Origin of the sequence: Pseudarthrobacter sp. S6, assembly GCF_050156575.1 — a bacterium.
GTDB lineage: Bacteria > Actinomycetota > Actinomycetes > Actinomycetales > Micrococcaceae > Arthrobacter.
Genome location: NZ_CP189581.1, coordinates 2,717,408 through 2,736,873 on the forward strand (window position 1 = coordinate 2,717,408; position 19,466 = coordinate 2,736,873).

17 protein-coding genes, 1 tRNA gene and 1 pseudogene are annotated in these 19,466 nt (G+C 64.1%); 7 read left to right on the top strand and 12 right to left on the bottom strand.

Annotated features, from left to right (window positions below):
• Positions 1-95 precede the first annotated feature (95 nt).
• From msrA to epsC, 3 genes are all read left to right on the top strand, one after another.
• Positions 96-620: a peptide-methionine (S)-S-oxide reductase MsrA gene (gene msrA / locus ACQCS0_RS12995; RefSeq protein ID WP_426938516.1), complete on the top strand. Its 525-nt coding sequence runs from the start codon at positions 96-98 to the stop codon at positions 618-620.
• Between the two features lie 65 nt (positions 621-685).
• On the top strand, positions 686-1,621 hold the full coding sequence (gene cysK / locus ACQCS0_RS13000; protein WP_282330879.1) for a cysteine synthase A: 936 nt from the start codon (positions 686-688) through the stop codon (positions 1,619-1,621).
• Between the two features lie 39 nt (positions 1,622-1,660).
• Positions 1,661-2,245: a serine O-acetyltransferase EpsC gene (gene epsC / locus ACQCS0_RS13005; protein ID WP_354223506.1), complete on the top strand. Its 585-nt coding sequence runs from the start codon at positions 1,661-1,663 to the stop codon at positions 2,243-2,245.
• A 15-nt stretch (positions 2,246-2,260) separates the two neighbouring features.
• Here the strand turns inward: epsC and ACQCS0_RS13010 are convergent, their stop codons facing one another.
• Positions 2,261-3,094, bottom strand: a complete 834-nt coding sequence (locus ACQCS0_RS13010; protein ID WP_354153737.1) for an oxidoreductase — start codon at positions 3,092-3,094, stop codon at positions 2,261-2,263.
• 121 nt (positions 3,095-3,215) lie between these two features.
• Positions 3,216-4,652: an NADP-dependent phosphogluconate dehydrogenase gene (gene gndA, locus ACQCS0_RS13015; RefSeq protein WP_354153736.1), complete on the bottom strand. Its 1,437-nt coding sequence runs from the start codon at positions 4,650-4,652 to the stop codon at positions 3,216-3,218.
• 172 nt (positions 4,653-4,824) lie between these two features.
• Here gndA and ACQCS0_RS13020 point away from each other — a divergent pair, with 172 nt between their 5' ends.
• A complete protein-coding gene (locus ACQCS0_RS13020; protein WP_056340687.1) occupies positions 4,825-5,553 on the top strand; it encodes a FadR/GntR family transcriptional regulator in 729 nt (242 codons plus the stop codon).
• Between the two features lie 42 nt (positions 5,554-5,595).
• Here ACQCS0_RS13020 and ACQCS0_RS13025 read toward each other — a convergent pair whose 3' ends face one another.
• From ACQCS0_RS13025 to ACQCS0_RS13035, 3 genes and pseudogenes are all read right to left on the bottom strand, one after another.
• Positions 5,596-6,684, bottom strand: a complete 1,089-nt coding sequence (locus ACQCS0_RS13025; RefSeq protein ID WP_354153734.1) for an L-idonate 5-dehydrogenase — start codon at positions 6,682-6,684, stop codon at positions 5,596-5,598.
• Positions 6,684-7,454, bottom strand: a complete 771-nt coding sequence (locus ACQCS0_RS13030) for an SDR family oxidoreductase (RefSeq protein WP_354153792.1) — start codon at positions 7,452-7,454, stop codon at positions 6,684-6,686. Before ACQCS0_RS13030 ends, ACQCS0_RS13025 begins: the two co-directional genes overlap by 1 nt.
• A gap of 54 nt (positions 7,455-7,508) precedes the next feature.
• Positions 7,509-8,393, bottom strand: a pseudogene (locus ACQCS0_RS13035) (NAD(P)-dependent oxidoreductase); the annotation flags it as partial.
• Between the two features lie 74 nt (positions 8,394-8,467).
• Between ACQCS0_RS13035 and ACQCS0_RS13040 the strand changes: the two are divergent.
• A complete protein-coding gene (locus tag ACQCS0_RS13040) occupies positions 8,468-9,532 on the top strand; it encodes a D-2-hydroxyacid dehydrogenase (protein WP_354153733.1) in 1,065 nt (354 codons plus the stop codon).
• A gap of 237 nt (positions 9,533-9,769) precedes the next feature.
• Here the strand turns inward: ACQCS0_RS13040 and ACQCS0_RS13045 are convergent, their stop codons facing one another.
• From ACQCS0_RS13045 to ACQCS0_RS13075, 7 genes are all read right to left on the bottom strand, one after another.
• Positions 9,770-11,119 (bottom strand): MFS transporter, encoded by a 1,350-nt coding sequence (locus ACQCS0_RS13045; RefSeq protein WP_354153732.1) that lies wholly within the window; start codon positions 11,117-11,119, stop codon positions 9,770-9,772.
• Positions 11,120-11,300: 181 nt separating this feature from the next.
• Positions 11,301-12,098, bottom strand: a complete 798-nt coding sequence (locus ACQCS0_RS13050; protein WP_354153731.1) for an IclR family transcriptional regulator — start codon at positions 12,096-12,098, stop codon at positions 11,301-11,303.
• Positions 12,099-12,363: 265 nt separating this feature from the next.
• Complete coding sequence (locus tag ACQCS0_RS13055; RefSeq protein ID WP_185260812.1) at positions 12,364-12,654, bottom strand: hypothetical protein; 291 nt, start codon at positions 12,652-12,654, stop codon at positions 12,364-12,366.
• Between the two features lie 129 nt (positions 12,655-12,783).
• A tRNA-Val gene (locus ACQCS0_RS13060) sits at positions 12,784-12,859 on the bottom strand.
• A 94-nt stretch (positions 12,860-12,953) separates the two neighbouring features.
• Positions 12,954-13,880 (bottom strand): NAD-dependent protein deacetylase, encoded by a 927-nt coding sequence (locus ACQCS0_RS13065; protein WP_354153730.1) that lies wholly within the window; start codon positions 13,878-13,880, stop codon positions 12,954-12,956.
• A gap of 6 nt (positions 13,881-13,886) precedes the next feature.
• A complete protein-coding gene (locus tag ACQCS0_RS13070; protein WP_354153729.1) occupies positions 13,887-14,381 on the bottom strand; it encodes a peroxiredoxin in 495 nt (164 codons plus the stop codon).
• On the bottom strand, positions 14,378-14,797 hold the full coding sequence (locus tag ACQCS0_RS13075) for a DUF3052 domain-containing protein (RefSeq protein WP_282330887.1): 420 nt from the start codon (positions 14,795-14,797) through the stop codon (positions 14,378-14,380). The genes ACQCS0_RS13070 and ACQCS0_RS13075 overlap by 4 nt, the downstream gene beginning before the upstream one ends.
• 398 nt (positions 14,798-15,195) lie before the next feature.
• Here ACQCS0_RS13075 and aceE point away from each other — a divergent pair, with 398 nt between their 5' ends.
• Together aceE and ACQCS0_RS13085 are read left to right on the top strand one after the other, a co-directional pair.
• Positions 15,196-17,964, top strand: a complete 2,769-nt coding sequence (gene aceE / locus ACQCS0_RS13080) for a pyruvate dehydrogenase (acetyl-transferring), homodimeric type (protein WP_354223502.1) — start codon at positions 15,196-15,198, stop codon at positions 17,962-17,964.
• Between the two features lie 174 nt (positions 17,965-18,138).
• Positions 18,139-19,383, top strand: coding sequence for a helix-turn-helix domain-containing protein (locus ACQCS0_RS13085; RefSeq protein WP_354153727.1), 1,245 nt, complete (start codon positions 18,139-18,141; stop codon positions 19,381-19,383).
• Positions 19,384-19,466 lie beyond the last annotated feature (83 nt).

Consider the following 19,466-nt stretch of genomic DNA (forward strand, 5'->3'; position numbering starts at 1 on the left):
TCAGTTTTACCCCATGGAGCCATCTGGCTCGCATGTGTCACAGTCTCGTAAGGTGGTCAGGGAATCATCTGGCGCGCTCAACCATTGAAGAGGTCATGAAAACTTTTGTTCTCGGCGGGGGCTGCTTCTGGTGCCTCGACGCCGTCTACCAAATAACCAAAGGCGTCACGTCGGTGATTTCCGGATACACGGGCGGCCATGACCCCCAGCCGGACTACTACTCCGTCTGTGGCGGGACCACTGGCCACGCTGAAGTCGTGGCGGTCACTTTCGACGAATCCGTCATCCCGGCTGAGGTCATCCTGGACATGTTCTTCGCGCTGCACGATCCCACAACGCTCAATCGCCAGGGGTACGATGTGGGCACGCAGTACCGCTCGTCAATGTTCTATGAGACCACCGAAGAAAAAATCCTGTTCGAGGAGGCGATCAACCGGAACCAGGCTCTCTGGTCCCATTCGATCGTTACGGAGGTCAGCAGGCTCCCCCGATTCCATGTCGCGGAGGACTTTCACCAGGACTACTACGCCAAGTATCCCGAGCAGGGATACTGCCAGGTGATCATCAATCCCAAACTCGCCAAGGCCAGGAAATATTACTCTCCGTGGCTTAATGCTTAGCAGCGCCCGCTCAGCCATCGTTAGGCTGACCTCAGCATTCACACTTGAGAGATAGGCATATCTACATGGCACGGATCTATGACGATGTAACGCAGTTGGTCGGCGGCACTCCGCTGGTCCGCCTGAACCGGTTGACCGAGGGACTGGGCGCGACTGTGGCGGTCAAGCTTGAGTTCTACAACCCGGCCAACAGCGTCAAGGACCGCATCGGAGTGGCCATCGTTGACGCCGCCGAGAAGTCGGGCGCCCTCAAGCCCGGCGGCACCATCGTTGAAGGCACCTCCGGCAATACCGGCATCGCCCTTGCCATGGTGGGTGCGGCCCGCGGTTACAAGGTCATCCTGACCATGCCTGAGACCATGTCCACCGAACGCCGCGTTATGCTCCGGGCATTCGGCGCCGAGATTGTCCTGACCCCGGGTTCCGAGGGCATGCGCGGCGCCGTGGAAAAAGCCCAGGAAATCGTGGCCAACACGGAAAACTCCATCTGGGCCCAGCAGTTCGCCAACGAGGCCAACCCTGAGATCCACCGCACCACCACCGCCGAGGAAATCTGGTCCGATACCGATGGCAAGGTGGACATCTTCGTCGCCGGCATCGGCACCGGCGGAACCGTCACCGGCGTCGGCCAGGTCCTGAAGGAGCGCAATCCTGAGGTCCAGATTGTCGCCATCGAACCGAAGGACTCCGCCATCCTGAACGGCGGCGCTCCCGGGCCGCACAAGATCCAGGGCATCGGCGCGAACTTCATCCCGGAAATCCTGGACACAAACGTCTACGACGAAGTCCTGGATGCCACCCTGGAAGACTCCGTCCGGGTCGCCCGTGAACTCGGCGTCAAAGAAGGCATCCTCGGCGGCATCTCCTCCGGCGCCATCGTCTGGGGCGCCCTGGAACTGGCCAAGCGTCCGGAGAATGCCGGCAAGCTGATCGTCGCGATTGTCTGCGACTTCGGTGAGCGTTACATCTCCACAGTGCTCTATGACGACATCCGCGGCTGATCAGCCCGTTGTCGCCCCGTTTCCTGTAGAAAGAACTTTGTGGGCTTTTTCGCAAGACTGAAGGAAGACCTCGACGCCGCCCGGTCACACGACCCGGCGGCTCGAGGCTCTTTTGAGAACTTTTTCGCCTATTCCGGGCTGCATGCCATCTGGATCCACCGGCTGACGCACCATATGTGGCAAACCCCGGAATTTCGGTTCCCGGCGCGGCTGGTGTCGCAGCTGGGCCGCTTCCTGACCGGAATCGAGATCCATCCCGGCGCTACGATCGGCCGGCGCTTCTTCATCGACCACGGCATGGGTGTGGTCATTGGCGAAACCGCCGAAATCGGCGAAGACGTGATGATTTATCACGGCGTCACGCTGGGCGGCCGCTCCCTGGCCAAGGTCAAGCGCCATCCCACCATCGAGGACCGGGTCACTATCGGCGCCGGAGCCAAGGTCCTGGGCCCCATCACCATAGGCCGGGACAGCGCCGTGGGCGCCAACGCCGTGGTGGTCAAGGACGCGCCGCCGGAATCGATTGTGACCGGTGTGCCGGCCAAGTGGCGCCACCGTGATGCCCAGCGCGAAACCAAGCCCGCCGTGGATCCGGCCGAGTACGACATCGAATACCGGATCTGATCCGCCTATGCATCCCTACCGGGCGATACGCTTCAGGACTGCCGTGACCACCGCATCATAGAGCCGGTCCGGCAGGACGCGCCGCAGGCCCAGAATTGCGGCCGCTCCCTTGCCCACCGGGTACCGGGTGCGGGGACGGGTGGCCGTGGCCGCGTGCAGGACAGCTGCCGCTATCACCGCCGGCCGCGTGGACGTTTCTGGCCTGTCCGTGGACGCCAGGACATCCGCCATGTGCCGTGCCTGTACAGCATACGGCCCCTCGCCGCTGCTGGACAGCAGCCCGTCAGCGGAAATCCGGCCCCACTCGCTGAGCGTACTTGCCGGTTCGATGATGGCTACCTCGACGCCGTGCGGCTTGAGTTCGAGCCGCAGTGCATCGCTCATGCCCTCAACGGCGAACTTCGTGGCGTGGTACCAGGCGCCAAGGGGTTCGTAGAATTTTCCGCCGATGGACGAGATGTTGATGATCCTGCCCCGTCCCGCACTCCGCATGGCCGGCAGGACCAGCTGCGTCATCCTGGCGAGGCCAAAGACGTTCACCTCAAATTGGCGCCGGCCCTCGGTCAAGTCCACCTGTTCCAGTGCCCCATAAGACCCGTAGCCGGCGTTATTGACCAGGACATCAATCCGCCCGCGCTCTTCAAGGACACGGGCGACGGCGGCACGCATCGAATCATCGTCCGTCACGTCCAGTGCCAGGACCTGGACGCCCAGCGCCTTCAGCGGCTCCATTCTGCCCACCCGGCGGGCGCCCGCGTAGACGACGAAACCGTGGCTGCTGAGCTTCTTCGCCGCCTCGAAGCCGATACCCGTGGATGCTCCCGTAACTAATGCGACTGGCTTGGGCATTCTGACTCCTTGGATGGAAGGACACCACAACTGCCGGAAACGCCAACGGCCGGCAGCTCCCAGAATATCCGGGAACTGCCGGCCGCAGGGTTCGCAGCTTGATGCAATCAGAGCGTGGTGACTAGTGTGTGTCCACTGCTTCGATTTCGGACTTGTCCTCGCCCCACAGGGTGTGGAACGTGCCCTCGGCGTCGACACGGCCGTAGGTGTGCGCGCCGAAGAGGTCACGCTGGCCCTGGATCACTGCGGCCGGCAGGCGCTTGCGGCGCAGGCCGTCGTAGTAGGCCAGTGACGAGGAGAAGACCGGCACGGGGATGCCGAGCTGGACGGCGGTGGAGACCACACGGCGCCATGCCGGCAGGACATCGGCGATGGCCTTCGTGAACGCCGGGGCGAACAGCAGGTTGGCCGGCTTGTCTTCTGCGGCGTAGGCCTTGGTGATTTCCTTGAGCAGTTCGGCACGGATGATGCAGCCGCCGCGCCACAGCGAAGCGATCTCGTCCAGCTTGAGGTCCCAGCCGTATTCCTTGGCTGCTGAGGTCAGCATGTCCAGGCCTTGGGCGTAGGAAACCAGCTTGGACGCGTAGAGCGCCTGGCGGACGTCCTCAACAAAGGTGTCCGGAACGTCGACGGCGATTTCCTCGCCGGCGAGCAGTTCCTGGGCGATCTTGCGCTGCTCGGTCTGCGATGACAGGGCGCGGGCGAAGACCGACTCGGCGATGCCCGACGTCGGGGAGCCCAGCTCCAGCGCGGAGATGACCGTCCAGCGTCCGGTGCCCTTCTGGCCGGCGGCATCCACCACAACGTCCACAAACGGCTTGCCGGTGCGGGTGTCAACGTGGCCCAGGACCTCGGCGGAGATTTCGATGAGGAAGGAGGCGAGTTCGCCCTTGTTCCATTCTTCGAAGATTTTGGCCTGGTCGGCGGGCTCGAGGCCGGCGCCGGAGCGGAGGAGATCGAAGGCTTCGCCGATGACCTGCATGTCGGCGTATTCGATGCCGTTGTGGACCATCTTGACGAAGTGGCCGGCGCCGTCGGTGCCGATCCAGGCGCAGCAGGGCTTGCCGTCCACGTGCGCGGCGATCTTTTCGAGCAGCGGACCGAGGGCGTCGTAGGACTCCTTGGAACCACCGGGCATGATGGACGGGCCGTTCAGGGCTCCTTCCTCACCGCCGGAGACGCCGATGCCGACGAAGTGCAGGTCCTTCTTCGCCAGCGCGGCTTCGCGGCGGCGGGTGTCCTCGTAGTGGGAGTTTCCGGCGTCGATAATGATGTCGCCGGCTTCCAGGAGAGGTTCAAGCTGCTCGATGACCGAGTCAACCGGTTTGCCGGCCTTGACCATGATCAGGACGCGGCGGGGCTTCTCCAGGGAGTCAACAAGCTCCTGCAGCGTTTCGGTGCGGACGAAGTCGCCGTCCGTGCCGTGCTTTGCGAGCAGCGCGTCAGTCTTTTCGACCGACCTGTTGTGCAGGGCAACGGTGAAGCCGTTGCGGGCCAGGTTGCGGGCCAGGTTGGCGCCCATCACCGCAAGGCCGGTGACACCGATGTGTGCAGACATCAAAACTCCAATTTCGTTGTGCAATGGATGTGCAGATGGCTCCGCGTTCGCTGCGAAGCACGCTGTCACGAACCGATGGATCCTAATAAAGCATATATATTCAATCGGCTTGAGGGAAGTGGTGCCCACTTTGTGGGACGTGGCCAGTCAATCCCAGTTTAGGCTTGAGTCCATGTCGACCAGCCTGCACCACCGTGCCATTGAGAACCTTGGCACCCGGATCATCACGGGCGAGCTGCCGACCGGACACATCATGCTGGCCGAGCACCTTGAGGAAGAGCTGAAGGTTTCGCGGTCCGTGGTCCGCGAAGCCGTGCGGGTTCTGCAGTCCCTGGGCCTCGTGGAAACCACCAAGCGGGTAGGTATCCGCGTGCTGCCCCCGAGCCGCTGGAACCCCTTCGACTCCCAGGTCATCCGCTGGCGGCTGTCCAGCGACGCCCGCGGCGCCCAGCTGCGGTCACTGATCGAACTGCGTTCCGCCGTCGAGCCCGCCGCGGCCGAGCTGGCAGCGAACAATGCCCCGGCGCAGCTGCGGCGGGAACTGGTGGACATCGCCCACGCGCTGCGCGACGCCGGCCACTCCGGGGACGCGCAGAAGTTCCTGGAGCTGGACATCGCTTTTCATTCGGTCCTGCTTTCCGGCTCGGGCAACGAAATGTTTGCCAACCTGATGGGGCAGGTGGCAGAGACCCTGACGGGACGCACAGTCCACGGATTGATGCCGGACCACCCCCACGAGGGGGCGCTCCAGTGGCACGTCGATCTGGCCGAAGCGGTCGCCGCCGGGGACGCCGCCACAGCCCGGGACGCGTCCGAACAGATCATGCGCCGCACCACCTCCCGGCTGTCCGGAACCTGGACGGACCAGCCCCGGGTGTTTATCCCGGTCCGCCGGAACTGACCTCACTCGGAACCAGCCAGAGACCAGCACTTCTACATCGCGCTATTCGGGTTGGAAGTTGAGGAGGACTTTTCCTGATTCGGCGGAGTTCCTGGCGGTTTCGAAAGCTTCGAGTCCTTGGCTGAGGGGGTATTCGTGGGTGATGACGGGGTTGATGTGGAGGGTGCCGTCGGCGAGGGCGGTGATGACGTCGTCGATCTCGTTGTTGAAGCGGAAGGACCCGCGCAGGTCCAGTTCCCGGGTGATGGCCAGGGAAATCAGGACCGGCTGGGGCCCGGTGGGCAGCAGCCCGACCATAACCACGGTCCCGCCGCGCCCCGCGCTCTGGATGGCTGAGGCCAGGCCATGGTGGCTGCCCGAGGACTCAATCACCACATCGGCCTGCACCGCGGCGATCGCGTCCGTGTCCCCGGCCTGCAGGGTCTGATCCGCGCCGACCACGGCGGCGATCTCCAGCGGTTTGGTATGGACGTCGACGGCGGTGATCCGTACCGCGCCGGCACGTTTAAGGACCGCGATGGCCAGCGCACCGATCGGGCCGCACCCGATCACCAGCACACTCTTGCCCGCCACGTCCCCGGCCCTCGCGACGGCGTGCCAGGCCACGGCGGCCGGCTCGATCAGCGCCGCGGTCCGCAGGTCCACGCCCGCCGGGAGCTCCCGCAGCATCCGGGACGGCAGGTTCACATACCGGGCGAACGCACCGTCGGTGTGTGGAAACCGTGCCGCACTGCCCAGATACGTACACCCCGGGGACAGGTTGGGCCGGTCCGCCGGCCACCGCACATCACCCGCACCTGGTCCCGGGGTGGCCGGGTGGACCGCGACCGCGGTCCCCACACCCGGGCCGGTCCCGTCCGCCGCGGCCGCCACCACGGTCCCGGAAATCTCATGCCCGAGCACCATCGGCGCCTTCAGGACCGACTCCCCCGCAGCGCCATGGAGCCAGTAATGCAGATCCGACCCGCAGATCCCGCCATACGCAACCTCCACCACGGCCTCGCCCGGGCCAGGCACAACCAACGGGACCGCCTCGACCCGCAGATCCCCGGCCGCGTACGCCACCACCGCCGGACCCGACACCTGCAGCACTGTTGCTTCGGTCCCCTGAGCCAGCATTCCGGTGCCCATCAGACCACCACCGTCATTCCGCCGTCGATGAAGATCGTCTGCCCGTTCACAAAGTCCGACCCGTCCGAGGCCAGCCACACCGCAGGGCCCGCCAGGTCCTGGACCGTGCCCCACCGGTGCGCCGGGGTCCGGCCCAGGATCCAGGCATTGAACTGCTCATCGTCCACCAGGTTCTGCGTCATCTCGGTATGGATGTAACCCGGAGCGATCCCGTTGATCTGCAGCCCCGAACCCGCCCACTCCGCCGTCATCGCCCGGGTCAGGTTCCGCAACCCGCCCTTTGCCGCCACATACGGGGCAATCGTGGGCCGGGCCAGGTCCGTCTGCACCGAACAGATATTGATGATCTTGCCCCTGCCGCGCGGGATCATGTGCCGCGCCGCCTCACGCCCCACCAGGAACGCGCTCGTCAGATCCGTCCTGATCACCCGCTCCCAATCCGCGACATCGAGCTCCAGCATCGGCACCCGATGCTGGATCCCGGCATTATTCACCAGAATCTGCAACGGCCCCACCTGCTCCTCCACCCACAAAATACCCCGCGCAGCCTCGGCATCACTCGTAACATCAAACGCGACACTACGCACCCGACCCGGGGCAAAATCCGCGGCCATCACAACCTCCGCCGCCTTCAACCGCTCCGCATTAATCCCGTTCAGCACCACCGTCGCCCCGGCCCCAGCCAACGCCCGCGCCAACGCATTACCAATCCCCCTACTCGAACCCGTCACCAAGGCAACCCTCCCCGTCAAATCAAAAAGAGTACTCATGGTGCAGCTCTCCCTTTCGTCAGTCTCCGCAGGTTCCGCGATATTGGTGTTGTCGCTCAGATTCGAAATGGCCTGGCGGACCACGGCAAGGTCCTGCTCGCCAAGGCCCTGGCGCTTGAGTTCGGCGTAGAGTTCGACGCCGGCAGTCGCCATCGGCACGGCAGCGCCGGACGCCCGGGCTGATTCGAGCACAAAGGACAGGTCCTTATGCATGAACTTCGCCGGACCTGTGGGTGTGTAGTCCTTCCGAACCAAACGCGGTCCCACGTTCTCCAGCACGCGACTGCCCGCAAGGCCACCGGACAGGACATCGAAAAGCGCTGCCGGATCCATCCCGGAGCGCTCGGCGAGCTCAGCCGCTTCGGCCAGTGCCGCCGTCGTGGTTCCTACAATGAGCTGGTTGCAGGCGTTGGCGAGCGACCCCGCGCCCAGTGGGCCCATATGCCTGACGGTGGTTCCCATCGCGTTGAAGAAGGGCTCGAGCTTCCGGAAGTCGTCCGCGGCACAGCCGGCCATGATTGCCAGTGTCCCCTCGGTCGCGCCCTTGGTGCCGCCGCTGACCGGGGCGTCCACTACGGTGGCGCGGCCGTGGCTTGCCTGGCGTACCCGGCGCCCGAAGTCCTGGACGTTTGCCGGTGAGACTGAGCTTGTGACCACCACGGCAGTGCCGGGTTGCGGCGGATTTTCGTCCCAACTCGTCAGCAGCCCCGCCGATGCCTCTTCGATGAAGGAAAGGTCCGGGAGCATAAGGGCGATGATTGGCAGGTCCCGCAGGGATGCAACGTCCGGCGCGGAGTAGCCACCCTGCGCCACAAACTCCTGCAGGGGTCCCTCGGATCGGTTCCAGGCGGTGACCGCCCAGCCGGCGCGGACCAGATTGGCCGCCATCGGCAGCCCCATCAGCCCCAGGCCTACAAAGCCCGCTGTTCTGTCTTCCATAAAGAGGCCTCGACTCACATCGTTTGTGTGGTTAATGAAAGGAAATCTGTCCAATATCCTAGCCGCTATTCAGTATGATGAACACTATGACGACTCTAACCACCGTCGCGATCGCCGTCCCGCTCGAAGCAGAGCTGGTGGAGCGCATCCGCGCCGTAGACCCCTCCGTAACCGTACTTTATGAGCCGGACCTGCTTCCGCCGGAGCGTTTTCCGGCCGACCACTCCGGGGATCCGGACTTCAAACGCACGCCTGCGCAGGAGGAGCGGTATTGGGCCATGCTCCAAAAGGCGCAGGTTCTGTATGGCCTGCCCAATGAAAGCCCCGCGGGCCTGGCCCGCATCGCGCGCCAAAATCCACGGTTCCAGTGGGTCCACGCCATGGCCGCTGGCGCCGGCAGCGCCGTTAAGGCATCCGGGCTGGACCAGGAAACCCTCCTCAAATTCAAGGTGACAACCTCAGCCGGCGTCCACGCCCTGCCGCTGGCAGAATTCGCTGCCCTGGGGATCCTCAACGGCTTCAAGCGCAGCGCCGAACTGGCCCAGGACCAGGCCGCCAAGGTGTGGCCCGAGCTTCGGACCCCCACCCGTCTGGTCAGCGGTTCCACACTGGTAGTGACCGGCCTGGGCGAGATCGGCCTGGAGACGGCCCGGATCGCACGCGCCCTGGGCATGACGGTCAGCGGCACTAAGCGAAACCTTGAGCCGATCGAAGGAATCGAGCAGGTCGCCGGCAACAACGGACTGCCCGGGCTGCTCGCCACGGCAGACGCCGTCGTGAACACCCTGCCCGGCACGCCGTACACGGAAACGCTGTTCAACCGTGAGATGTTTGCCGCCATGAAGCCGGGAACGGTGTTTGTGAACGTGGGCCGCGGCACCGTGGTGGACGAGGACGCCCTGTTGGAGGCCCTGGACAGCGGCCAGGTCTCCTACGCCTGCCTCGATGTCTTCGCTGTGGAACCGCTCCCCCGGGACAGCCTGCTCTGGAACCACCCCAAGGTTATGGTGTCGCCGCATACCTCGGCGCTCAGCGCCGCGGAGAACCGGCTGATTGCGGAGCGCTTCTGCAGCAACCTGCGAACGTTCCTCAACGGCGGCGACCTGCCCCACCTCGTAGACCCGGTCCACTTCTATTGAGGGACAGCCGCCGCCCTGAACCAAAGAGCCCCTGCCGTGGATCCTGGAAACGGGAATCCACGGCAGGGGCTCTTTTGTGTCGGCGTCCTGCCCGACGCTTGTGTCGGCCGTTATCTGGGCGTCCAGCAGGGGAACAACCAGCCGGGCGGCACCGGGAAGGCGCACCCGGAGTGCGCGTTAAAGCAGGAAGGCGGCCTCCCCATGCATGGGAGGCCGCCTTTTGCGTCAGCGGAGTGCCTAACCGGCATCCTCCACCAGGAGCAGGTCCCGGCCGTTGGTTTCGGGGGCGAAGAAGGTGGTGCCGAAGGAGATCAGCGCCAGGACCAGGGAGTAGATCGCGGGAACGAGCCAGGAGTGGCCGGTCGCAGCCAGCAGCGCCACACCGATCATGGGCGCGAATCCGCCTGCCAGGACGGCAGAGAGTTCACGGCTCAGCGCTACACCCGTGAAGCGGTGCTGGGAGCCGAAGAGTTCCGGGAGCATGGCACACTGAGGGCCCAGCATTGACTGCACGCCGAGCGAAATGCCCACCACCATGACCACCCAGACGAGGGTGACATTGCCGAGCGTGACCAGGTAAAAGGCCGGCAGGGCGATGACGGCCTGGAAGAGGGCGCCGTAGCGGTACACCGGTACGCGGCCGAAGCGGTCGGACAGGGCGCCGAAGGTGACCACCATGACCGCTGCGAATCCGGCGGCGATGAGGAGGCCGGTGGGGCCGATGAACTTGTCGCCGGCGAAGACTCCGGCGGGCAGGCTGATGAAGGACACCAGGAGGGCGGAGTAGATGGAGGAGTTTCCGTTTTCTCCCATCCGCAGGCCGATGCCGATGAGCACGTTCTTCTTTGAGTGCTTCCAGATCTGCACTACAGGGTTCTTGACCACGGCCTTGTGCTTTTCCAGTTCCTGGAAGACCGGCGTTTCCTTAAGCCGGAGCCGGATAAAGACCGCGATGGCAATCAGGATGACGCTCGCCAGGAACGGAACGCGCCACAGCCAGCCCTGCAGCACCTGTTTGTCGGCCAGTGCCATCAAAGCGAAGGTGCCTGCGCCGAGCAGGGTGCCCAGCTGGATGCCGACGAACGGCAGTGCGGCAAAGAAACCACGGCGCCGGCGCGGGGCCACTTCTGAAATCAGGGTGGTGGCGCCTGCCTGCTCGGCACCGGCACCCAGGCCCTGGAGGATTCGAAGGGCCACCAGAAGCACCGCGCCGACCATGCCGGCCTGTTCAAAGGTGGGCAGGAGGCCGATGGCGAAACTGGCCATGCCCATCAGGCCGATGGTCAGGATCAGGACCATCTTCCGGCCGAACCGGTCGCCGATGTAGCCGAAGACAACGCCGCCGAACGGCCGGGCGGCGAAGCCCACACCGTAGGTGGCGAACGAGGCGATCACGGCGCCGCTTTCCCCCAGCGGTGAGAAGAAGAGCGGTCCAAAGATCAATGCCGAGGCAAGGCCGTAGATGTAGAAGTCATAGTACTCCAGTGCGGAGCCTACAGAACTGGCAAGAGTTGCCCTTCGCAGCTGGTCCGGATCGACGGCGGCGCCGTCCAGGTCAGTCTGCGGTGATTTAGTACGAGATGTCACAAGAACTCCCTCAAAAACACTCCAGGCCCCCGTTGGCCTGGTGGGATAGCGAGGACACCCCATGGCGTCGATCACTATATTGAACTGAGTACAGCAAGCTGAACAAGGAGCAAGTGGTTGACTGACATTTTTGTTCACACCGGTGCTATGGACGTGGAGTAGACCCGTCAGGGCAGAGTACTTAGCCCATGGGGTTGCCCAGGGACCGCGCCAGCTCGTTCAGTTCCTTGACCATCTGAGCACCCTGCTCCGCGGAATATGTGGCCTTAAGGGCCGTGACTGACAACCCAAGGCTCGGGCCGTGGGCGCCGCGCGTAGGCACCGACACAGCCAGGCAGACTACTCCCGTAGTAGATTCCTCGTCCTCGAACGCGTAGCCCTGTTCCCGGATGGTGGTCAGCTGCGCCTTCAACTCGGCTCCGGTGCGGAGGGACTTTGGGGTCAGGACCGGAAGTTCGGCGTCATCGGAAAACATGGCGTCGACGTCGTGGTCGTGAAGGCGGGCAATCAGGGCCTTGCCCACGGCACATAGGGACACCGGCATCTTGTCGCCGATGTTAGACGTCAGGCGGACCGCCGGATGGCCCTCGTAGCGGGCCAGATAGATGACATTAATTCCGTCCAGCATCGCGATGCGTACGGTCTCCCCGGAAAGGGTCGGCGCCTGTTCGCAGAACCGGTAGAACTCCTGCACTTCGTCAAGCCGGCTCAGATATGCCGCGCCGAGTTCCACGAGCTTGCGGCCCAGCGTGAATTCGGCGCCTTGGCGGCTGATCAGCCTGGCTTCTTCCAACGCCAGCAAGAGGTTGGAGGTGGACGACTTGGGGATTCCCAGCTCGCGGGCCAGGTCGCTAAGCGTCAGCCTTCCGGTAACAGAGGCTGCCAACGCGTCCATGACGGCGGCGGCACGCGTGACCGCCGGCGCGGGCGACGTGCTGCCCAAACCCTCGGAGGAGCGGGGGGTGCGGGAATCGGCCATGATTCTCCTTCGATCGGCACGCCAGGGCGCTTCGCATAGATGCGTTCATTCTGGTGAACAGAAACCATCATAGTGGTCTGGCGGCGTTTCAGGGCCCGGCTAAAGGTTGCGTCCGACACGCCAAGAACCACGTTTCGCGTGGCATTTGTTTGTTTCAGGAAGTTCACGGTATATTCATTGCAGACCCTCCACCGCGGCATCCCCCAATAGTCGCGGTGGAGGGTTTTCCAATGCCCAAATGTTCTCTGGGCATCTGCCGCCGGATTCAGGCGACGTCCACCACCGCCTCCCTCAGCCTCCAGCCGCCACCGAGTCCGTCGCGCTCCAGCACCATAGTGGTCAGCGCGGAATGCGGATTGTGGCCCAGCCGCACCTGGACCTGCAACACCTCAACATCCACACGGCCCAGCCCCTTGGGCATACGGCGCTGCGCCTCCCACCAGCTCACACGTTCAAACCATCTCACCGCATCGGCTCCGACGGCCCATTCCCTGCCGTTGCTGACTACCGCCGTCGGGCTGCCGTCCTGGGCCGTCTTCACCACCACGTATTCCATAGCAGGAACACTAGGGACAGCCACCGACAATTAACGCGCACTGCCTGCGGAGCTCAGTACGGAAGACGGCGCAGGGAAACAAAAACCCCGCCGTTCCCGGCCAATCGGGCCAGGAACAACGGGGTTTGATGGTGGGTCCTACCGGGATCGAACCGATGACATCCACGGTGTAAACGTGGCGCTCTACCAGCTGAGCTAAAGACCCGAACGGCCGGTTTTCTCGCCTCAGCGCGTCAACCAACGAACATAAACTCTACCTGACGGGCGGGACGAAAAGCCAATCGACGAACTCGTCCCCGTCATGGGTCAAGATCGGGGAGTTCGGCGGCGAGCCAGGTCAACGCCTCGCTGACGCCTGCGTGGAGCTTGATGGTGGCGTATTGGTCGCCCCGCGTATCGCCCCTGTTGATGATCACTACCGGCTTGCCCTCCTTCGCCGCGTGGCGGACGAACCGCAGTCCGCTCATCACGGTCAGCGATGAGCCGGCAACAAGCAATGCCCCTGCAGCGTCCACCATCGCGTACGCGGCTTCTGCGCGGTCCTTGGGCACGTTCTCGCCGAAGTAGACAAAGTCAGGCTTGAGCATCCCGCCACAGGCGGGGCAGGCAGCGACCACAAAACTGCTGATCAGCGCCGAGTCATCAACTGTGGCGTCGGCGTCGGGCGCCATTTCCACCAGGCCGGACGTGGTGGCGCGTGCCAGGAAGCCGGGATTCAGTTCTTCGAGGACCCCCGCCAGCAGGTGACGCGTGTACGTGTGCTGACACGCAAGACAAACCACCCGGTCATAACGTCCGTGGAGGTCAATGACATTCCGGCTGCCGGCATCTTCATGGAGCCGGTCCACGTTCTGCGTGATCAATCCGGTGAGCAGGCCCCGCCGCTCCAGTTCTGCTGCCGCACGATGTCCGGGGTTTGGTTCCGCGTGCCGCAACTTGGACCAACCGATGTGATTCCGTGCCCAGTAGCGCTGGCGGCTGGCACCCTCGCGTACAAATTCCTGGTAGGTCATGGGCGAACGTGGCACGGCGTCCGGCCCCCGGTAATCCGGAATGCCCGAATCGGTGCTCAGCCCTGCGCCGGTGAGCAGCGCCAGCCGTTTGCCGGACAACAGCTCCCGGACGCGTTCCAGCCCTTGCAGATCCGTGCTGGACAGCGCAGCAGGGTCAGCGGCCGGCAGGCTGGCGAAGCCCGTCAGGCCGATGCCGTGCCGCTGCTGGTCCATGCGGCGTCAGCTCTGTTCCAGGCCTGCCAGAGCATCCTGGTAGTCTGCGAGCTCGCGGGCCTGGCCACGCGGATTCACCACAACGTAGCGGATTGTTCCGGTTGCATCGATGATGAACGTCCCGCGCCCGGCCATGCCGTTCTCCGGGTCGAAGACACCATAGGCGGAGGCGACGGCGCCGTGCGGCCAGAAGTCGGCCAGAAGATCAAAGCCGTAGCTTTCCTTCTCGGCATAGGCCCGCAGGCTGAACTTGCTGTCCACGGACACTGCCAGGACCGTGGCCCGGGCATCCTCGAACGCTGTCAGGTTGTCACGGATTTCACAGAGTTCACCGGTGCAGACACCCGAAAATGCAAACGGATAAAACACCAGAACAACGTTCTGCCCTCGGAAAGAGGACAACCGGACAGGTTCTCCGAACTGGTTCACCAGCTCAAAGTCCGGGGCATGTTCCCCCACCGCCGGAACAGTCTGGCCGGCTACGGCAAGAGTTGACGTCACTTGTTCTTCCGGCTGACCAGGCGGGTGGCGCTCCAGTCCTTCGACACACCTGCAGAGGTGGTGAGGTGCAGACCTGCGGTGGGCGCCGCTTCCTGGATCTCCGCCGGCGACACGTACCCGGCGCGCCCGGACTTTGGCGTCAACACCCAGACAACCCCGTTTTCACTCAGGGTGGTCAGGGAATCCATGAGGGTATCGATCAGATCCCCGTCGCCGTCCCGCCACCAAAAAATGACGGCGTCAACAACGTCGTGGTCGTCCTCGTCCAGGAGTTCGGACCCTGTCAGGTCCTCAATATCGTCACGTAAGTCGAAATCGACGTCGTCGTCGTAACCGAACTCCTGAATCAGATCCCCATTTTTGAAACCCAATTTTTCCGCCACATTTACCGAAGTGGCGGCGTCGGCCTCGCTCACGTGTTCCTCCAATGCCTAATACATGCGATGCGCATAGTGATTTCCATTACTCCCAGCCAACACCCTTTGTGCCCGCGCTTCAAGCTGCCACCACCGCGATCCGCCATATTCTGCATCACATCCGGCGCCGTCAGCCTGCGTTGCAGCGGCTTTCGTCACACAACCAGTATGACGGCGAAATACAACAGGGACGCCACAGACGCGGCTACGCATCGCGCTGAAGTCACAGCTAGAGTGGCTGGTGACAACTATGCCTGCGGGGCGACCGCCTGGAACTCAATGGCAGACATAGGCGTGAAAGGACCCTGCCCGGCGCACATGACCGGGCTGTTGTAACCGATACGTCGCACACGTCGCATTCACTCCGGACAGTCACCCTGCCCGGAGTGAGGGCGCCGATGCATGCGCGCAAAGAGAGGTTGGACGTGGCTGCAGGAGAAGATACCTCCCATATCCTCAGCGGGTTGACTAACCAGCTGCCTGATCGTGATCCGGAAGAGACCGCCGAATGGCTGGAGTCCCTGGATACCCTGATTCAGGAACAGGGCACCGAGCGTGCCCAGTACATAATGCGCAGCCTGCTCCAGCGGGCCGGCGCCCAGAGCGTCGGCGTGCCGATGGTGACCACCACGGACTACGTGAACACGATTCCGGTGGACCAGGAAGCGCCGTTCCCCGGCAACGAGGAGTTCGAACGCCGGTACCGGGCGTACATGCGCTGGAACGCCGCCATCATGGTGCACCGGTCCCAGAGGCCAAACATCGGCGTGGGCGGACACATCTCCACGTACGCCGGCGCCGCCACCCTGTACGAAGTCGGGTTCAACCACTTCTTCCGTGGCAAGGACCACCCCGGCGGCGGCGACCAGGTCTTCTTCCAGGGCCACGCCTCCCCCGGCATGTACGCCCGCGCGTTTATGGAAGGCCGGCTCTCCGAAGAGGACATGGACGGATTCCGGCAGGAAAAGTCCAAAGAAGGCCACGCGCTCTCCTCCTACCCGCACCCGCGCCTCATGCCGAAGTTCTGGGAATTCCCCACCGTGTCCATGGGCATCGGCCCGATGAACGCGATCTACCAGGCCCAGTCCAACCGGTACCTGCACAACCGCGGCCTCAAAGACACCTCCGACCAGCAGGTCTGGGCGTTCCTGGGCGACGGCGAAATGGACGAGCCCGAGTCCCGCGGCCTGCTCCAGCTCGCCGCGAACGAGAACCTGGACAACCTGAACTTCGTGATCAACTGCAACCTCCAGCGCCTCGACGGACCCGTCCGCGGCAACGGCAAGATCATGCAGGAACTCGAAGCGTTCTTCCGCGGCGCGGGCTGGAACGTCATCAAGGTCGTCTGGGGCCGGGAGTGGGATGACCTGCTCACCAAGGACACCGACGGCTCGCTCGTGAAGATCATGAACGAGACCCCGGACGGGGACTACCAGACCTACAAGGCAGAGTCCGGCGGATTCGTCCGCGAGCACTTCTTCGGAAAGACCCCGCAGACCAAGGACATGGTCGCGGACCTGAGCGATGACGACATCTGGAACCTCAAGCGCGGCGGCCACGACTACAACAAGGTCTACGCCGCGTACAAGGCCGCCACCGAATTCAAGGGCAAGCCCACCGTCATCCTGGCCAAGACGGTCAAGGGCTACGGACTCGGACCCCACTTCGAGGGACGCAACGCGACCCACCAGATGAAGAAGCTCACCCTCGATGACCTGAAGAAGTTCCGCGACCACCTGCGGATCCCGGTCACCGACGAGCAGCTGGAGAAGGACCCGTACCAGCCTCCGTATTTCCACCCGGGCACCGATGCGCCGGAGATCCAGTACATGATGGAACGCCGCGCCCAGCTGGGCGGTTCTGTTCCTGAGCGCCGTTCCAAGCACCAGGAGCTCGCCCTCCCCGAAGAAAAAACGTACGAGGTTGCCAAGCGCGGGTCCGGGAAGCAGCAGGCCGCCACCACCATGGCGTTTGTCCGGCTCCTCAAGGACCTCATGCGGGACAAGAACTTCGGCAAGCACATCGCGCCGATCATCCCCGATGAGGCCCGCACGTTCGGCATGGACGCGTTCTTCCCCACGGCGAAGATCTACAACCCCAAGGGGCAGAACTACCTGTCGGTGGACCGGGACCTCGTCCTCGCGTACAAGGAATCGGCCCAGGGCCAGCTGATCCACCCCGGCATCAACGAAGCCGGCGCGGTCGCGGCGTTCACCGCCGCCGGCACGGCCTACGCCACCCACGGTGTACCGCTGATCCCGGTGTACGTGTTCTACTCCATGTTCGGCTTCCAGCGCACCGGCGACGCCTTCTGGGCCGCCGGGGACCAGATGGCCCGAGGCTTCATCATCGGGGCCACCGCCGGCCGGACCACCCTGACCGGTGAAGGCCTCCAGCACGCCGACGGCCACTCCCCGCTGCTGGCCTCCACGAACCCGGCGGTGGTCACCTACGATCCCGCCTACGGGTACGAGATGGGCCACATCATCCGGGACGGCATCGAGCGCATGTACGGACCCGATTCGGCCGACCGGAACTTGATGTACTACATCACGGTGTACAACGAGCCCATCACGCAGCCGGCGGAACCGGAGGACCTCGACGTGGAAGGTGTCCTCAAGGGCATCTACCTCGCGGCTCCGGCGAAGATCGACGGTCCCCGGACCCAGATCCTGGCCTCCGGCGTCTCGGTTCCCTGGGCCATTGAAGCCCAGCGGCTGCTCGCCGAGGACTGGGGCGTTTCCGCCGACGTCTGGTCCGTGACGTCCTGGAACGAACTGCGCCGCGACGGCATGGCTGCCGAGGAAGAAGCGTTCCTGAACCCGGGCAAGCCCGCCCGCGTCCCGTTCGTCACGCAGCAGCTTGCCGGTGCCACAGGGCCCGTAGTTGCGGTCTCGGACTATATGAAGGCCGTTCCGGACCAGATCCGCCAGTTTGTACCGAACGAGTTCGCGTCGCTCGGAGCTGACGGCTTCGGCTTCTCCGACACCCGTGCGGCTGCCCGCCGCTTCTTCAAGAACGACATCCACTCCATCGTGGTCCGTTCCCTGGAACTGCTGGCCCGCCGTGGCGAAGTTGACGCCCAGGCGCCGGCCCAGGCAATCGAGAAGTACAAGCTGCACAACGTCAACGCCGGCTCCACCGGCAACGCGGGCGGCGAGTCCTGATCAACTCCTGCTGACAGCGGAGATGAACGACGACGGCGACCCTCACCGAAAGGCGAGGGTCGCCGTCGTCGTTCCCTGGGTTTCCGTACAGGAGACCGCCTGTGATGCAGGTCCAACAAGGTTGTAGCCTTCGCACAAATGGAGCTTGCCGGGCAGGCACCGTATGCTCGAAGGATGCCAGAGCCAACCACCCCGCCCGTGAAGCGCAAGCCGTCCTCACGCAGCATGACACCGGAGAAATCCGAAACCCTGAAAAAGCTCCGGGCAAGTGTGGGCCAGCTTTCCACCACCACCCTTCGCCAGCTGGAGAAATCGCTGCCGTGGTATTCCCGGCTCAGCTCCGATGAGCGCTCGGCGCTGGGAATGGTGGCGCAGAACGGCATCGCAGCGTTTGTCACCTGGTATGAGCGGCCCAGCTCGCCATCGTGGATCCTCTCCGACGTTTTTGGGACGGCCCCCACGGAGCTGACGCGTTCCATCAGCCTCCAGAAAGCGCTCCAGCTCATCCGGATCGTGGTCGAAGTGGTGGAAGACCAGGTGCCGGTGATCGCCCCCGAAGCTGACCAGCCCTCCCTCCGCGAGGCGGTACTGCGTTACTCACGGGAAGTGGCCTTCGCGGCGGCGGACGTCTACGCGAGGGCAGCAGAATCCCGCGGTTCCTGGGATACGCGGCTGGAAGCGCTGATCGTGGACGCCATCCTCCGTGGCGAAAACACGGACGCGCTGCGTTCCCGGATCGCCGCCCTGGGTTGGAAGGCACAGGAAAGGTTCACCGTGATGGTGGGCAATTCGCCGTCTGAACCCAGTGCCAGCTATGTCAGCGAGCTGCGTCGACTGGCGGGCCGCTACGCCGAGGATGCGCTGGTGGGTATCCAGGGCGACCGGCTGATTCTGATCCTTGGCGGCGTCCAGGACCGGGAGACCGCGTACCTGAAACTCAGCGACATGTTCGCCCCCGGCCCGGTGGTCTACGGCCCGGAAGCCGGTTCCCTGCTGGAGGCCAGCGGATCAGCGCAGTCGGCCTTTGCCGGCCTGACCGCCGCGAGGGCATGGCCCGCCGCTCCCCGGCCCGTGGCCGCCGATGATCTGTTGCCCGAACGCGTCATCTCGGGTGACGAAGCTGCGCGCCGATCCTTGGTGAAGAACATCTACCGTCCGCTGGTCGCGGCCTCCAACGGGCTGGTCGAGACCCTGGGCACGTACCTGGAGTTGGGTCATTCCCTCGAGGCAACTGCCCGTGAATTGTTTGTCCACGCCAACACCGTCAGGTACCGGCTCAAGCGCGTCTGCGACGTCACGGGCTGGGATCCGCTTCTTCCCCGGGAGGCGTTTGTCCTGCAGGCGGCGTTGGTAGTCGGCCGGCTTTCGGCACCGCCAAAAGCCCCGCAAGAGCGTCATCCGGCGCGGAATCAGACATGAGTCGTTGTAGACTTCCTACAATCTGACCCCTTGAGCTTGGTACAGACAAACACCCCTGGATGACTCCGTAATTTGGAAAGCTG

Excerpts from the sequence above, each read along its gene's own strand:
- aceE (WP_354223502.1), top strand. The coding sequence starts at position 15,196 with ATGCATGCGCGCAAAGAGAGGTTGGACGTGGCTGCAGGAGAAGATACC.
- msrA (WP_426938516.1), top strand. The coding sequence starts at position 96 with ATGAAAACTTTTGTTCTCGGCGGGGGCTGCTTCTGGTGCCTCGACGCC.
- ACQCS0_RS13025 (WP_354153734.1), bottom strand. The coding sequence starts at position 6,684 with ATGGGCACCGGAATGCTGGCTCAGGGGACCGAAGCAACAGTGCTGCAG.
- ACQCS0_RS13085 (WP_354153727.1), top strand. The coding sequence starts at position 18,139 with ATGCCAGAGCCAACCACCCCGCCCGTGAAGCGCAAGCCGTCCTCACGC.
- ACQCS0_RS13055 (WP_185260812.1), bottom strand. The coding sequence starts at position 12,654 with ATGGAATACGTGGTGGTGAAGACGGCCCAGGACGGCAGCCCGACGGCG.
- ACQCS0_RS13030 (WP_354153792.1), bottom strand. The coding sequence starts at position 7,454 with ATGAGTACTCTTTTTGATTTGACGGGGAGGGTTGCCTTGGTGACGGGT.
- ACQCS0_RS13040 (WP_354153733.1), top strand. The coding sequence starts at position 8,468 with ATGATGAACACTATGACGACTCTAACCACCGTCGCGATCGCCGTCCCG.
- ACQCS0_RS13020 (WP_056340687.1), top strand. The coding sequence starts at position 4,825 with ATGTCGACCAGCCTGCACCACCGTGCCATTGAGAACCTTGGCACCCGG.
- ACQCS0_RS13065 (WP_354153730.1), bottom strand. The coding sequence starts at position 13,880 with ATGGACCAGCAGCGGCACGGCATCGGCCTGACGGGCTTCGCCAGCCTG.
- ACQCS0_RS13010 (WP_354153737.1), bottom strand. The coding sequence starts at position 3,094 with ATGCCCAAGCCAGTCGCATTAGTTACGGGAGCATCCACGGGTATCGGC.
- cysK (WP_282330879.1), top strand. The coding sequence starts at position 686 with ATGGCACGGATCTATGACGATGTAACGCAGTTGGTCGGCGGCACTCCG.
- ACQCS0_RS13050 (WP_354153731.1), bottom strand. The coding sequence starts at position 12,098 with ATGGCCGATTCCCGCACCCCCCGCTCCTCCGAGGGTTTGGGCAGCACG.
- gndA (WP_354153736.1), bottom strand. The coding sequence starts at position 4,652 with ATGTCTGCACACATCGGTGTCACCGGCCTTGCGGTGATGGGCGCCAAC.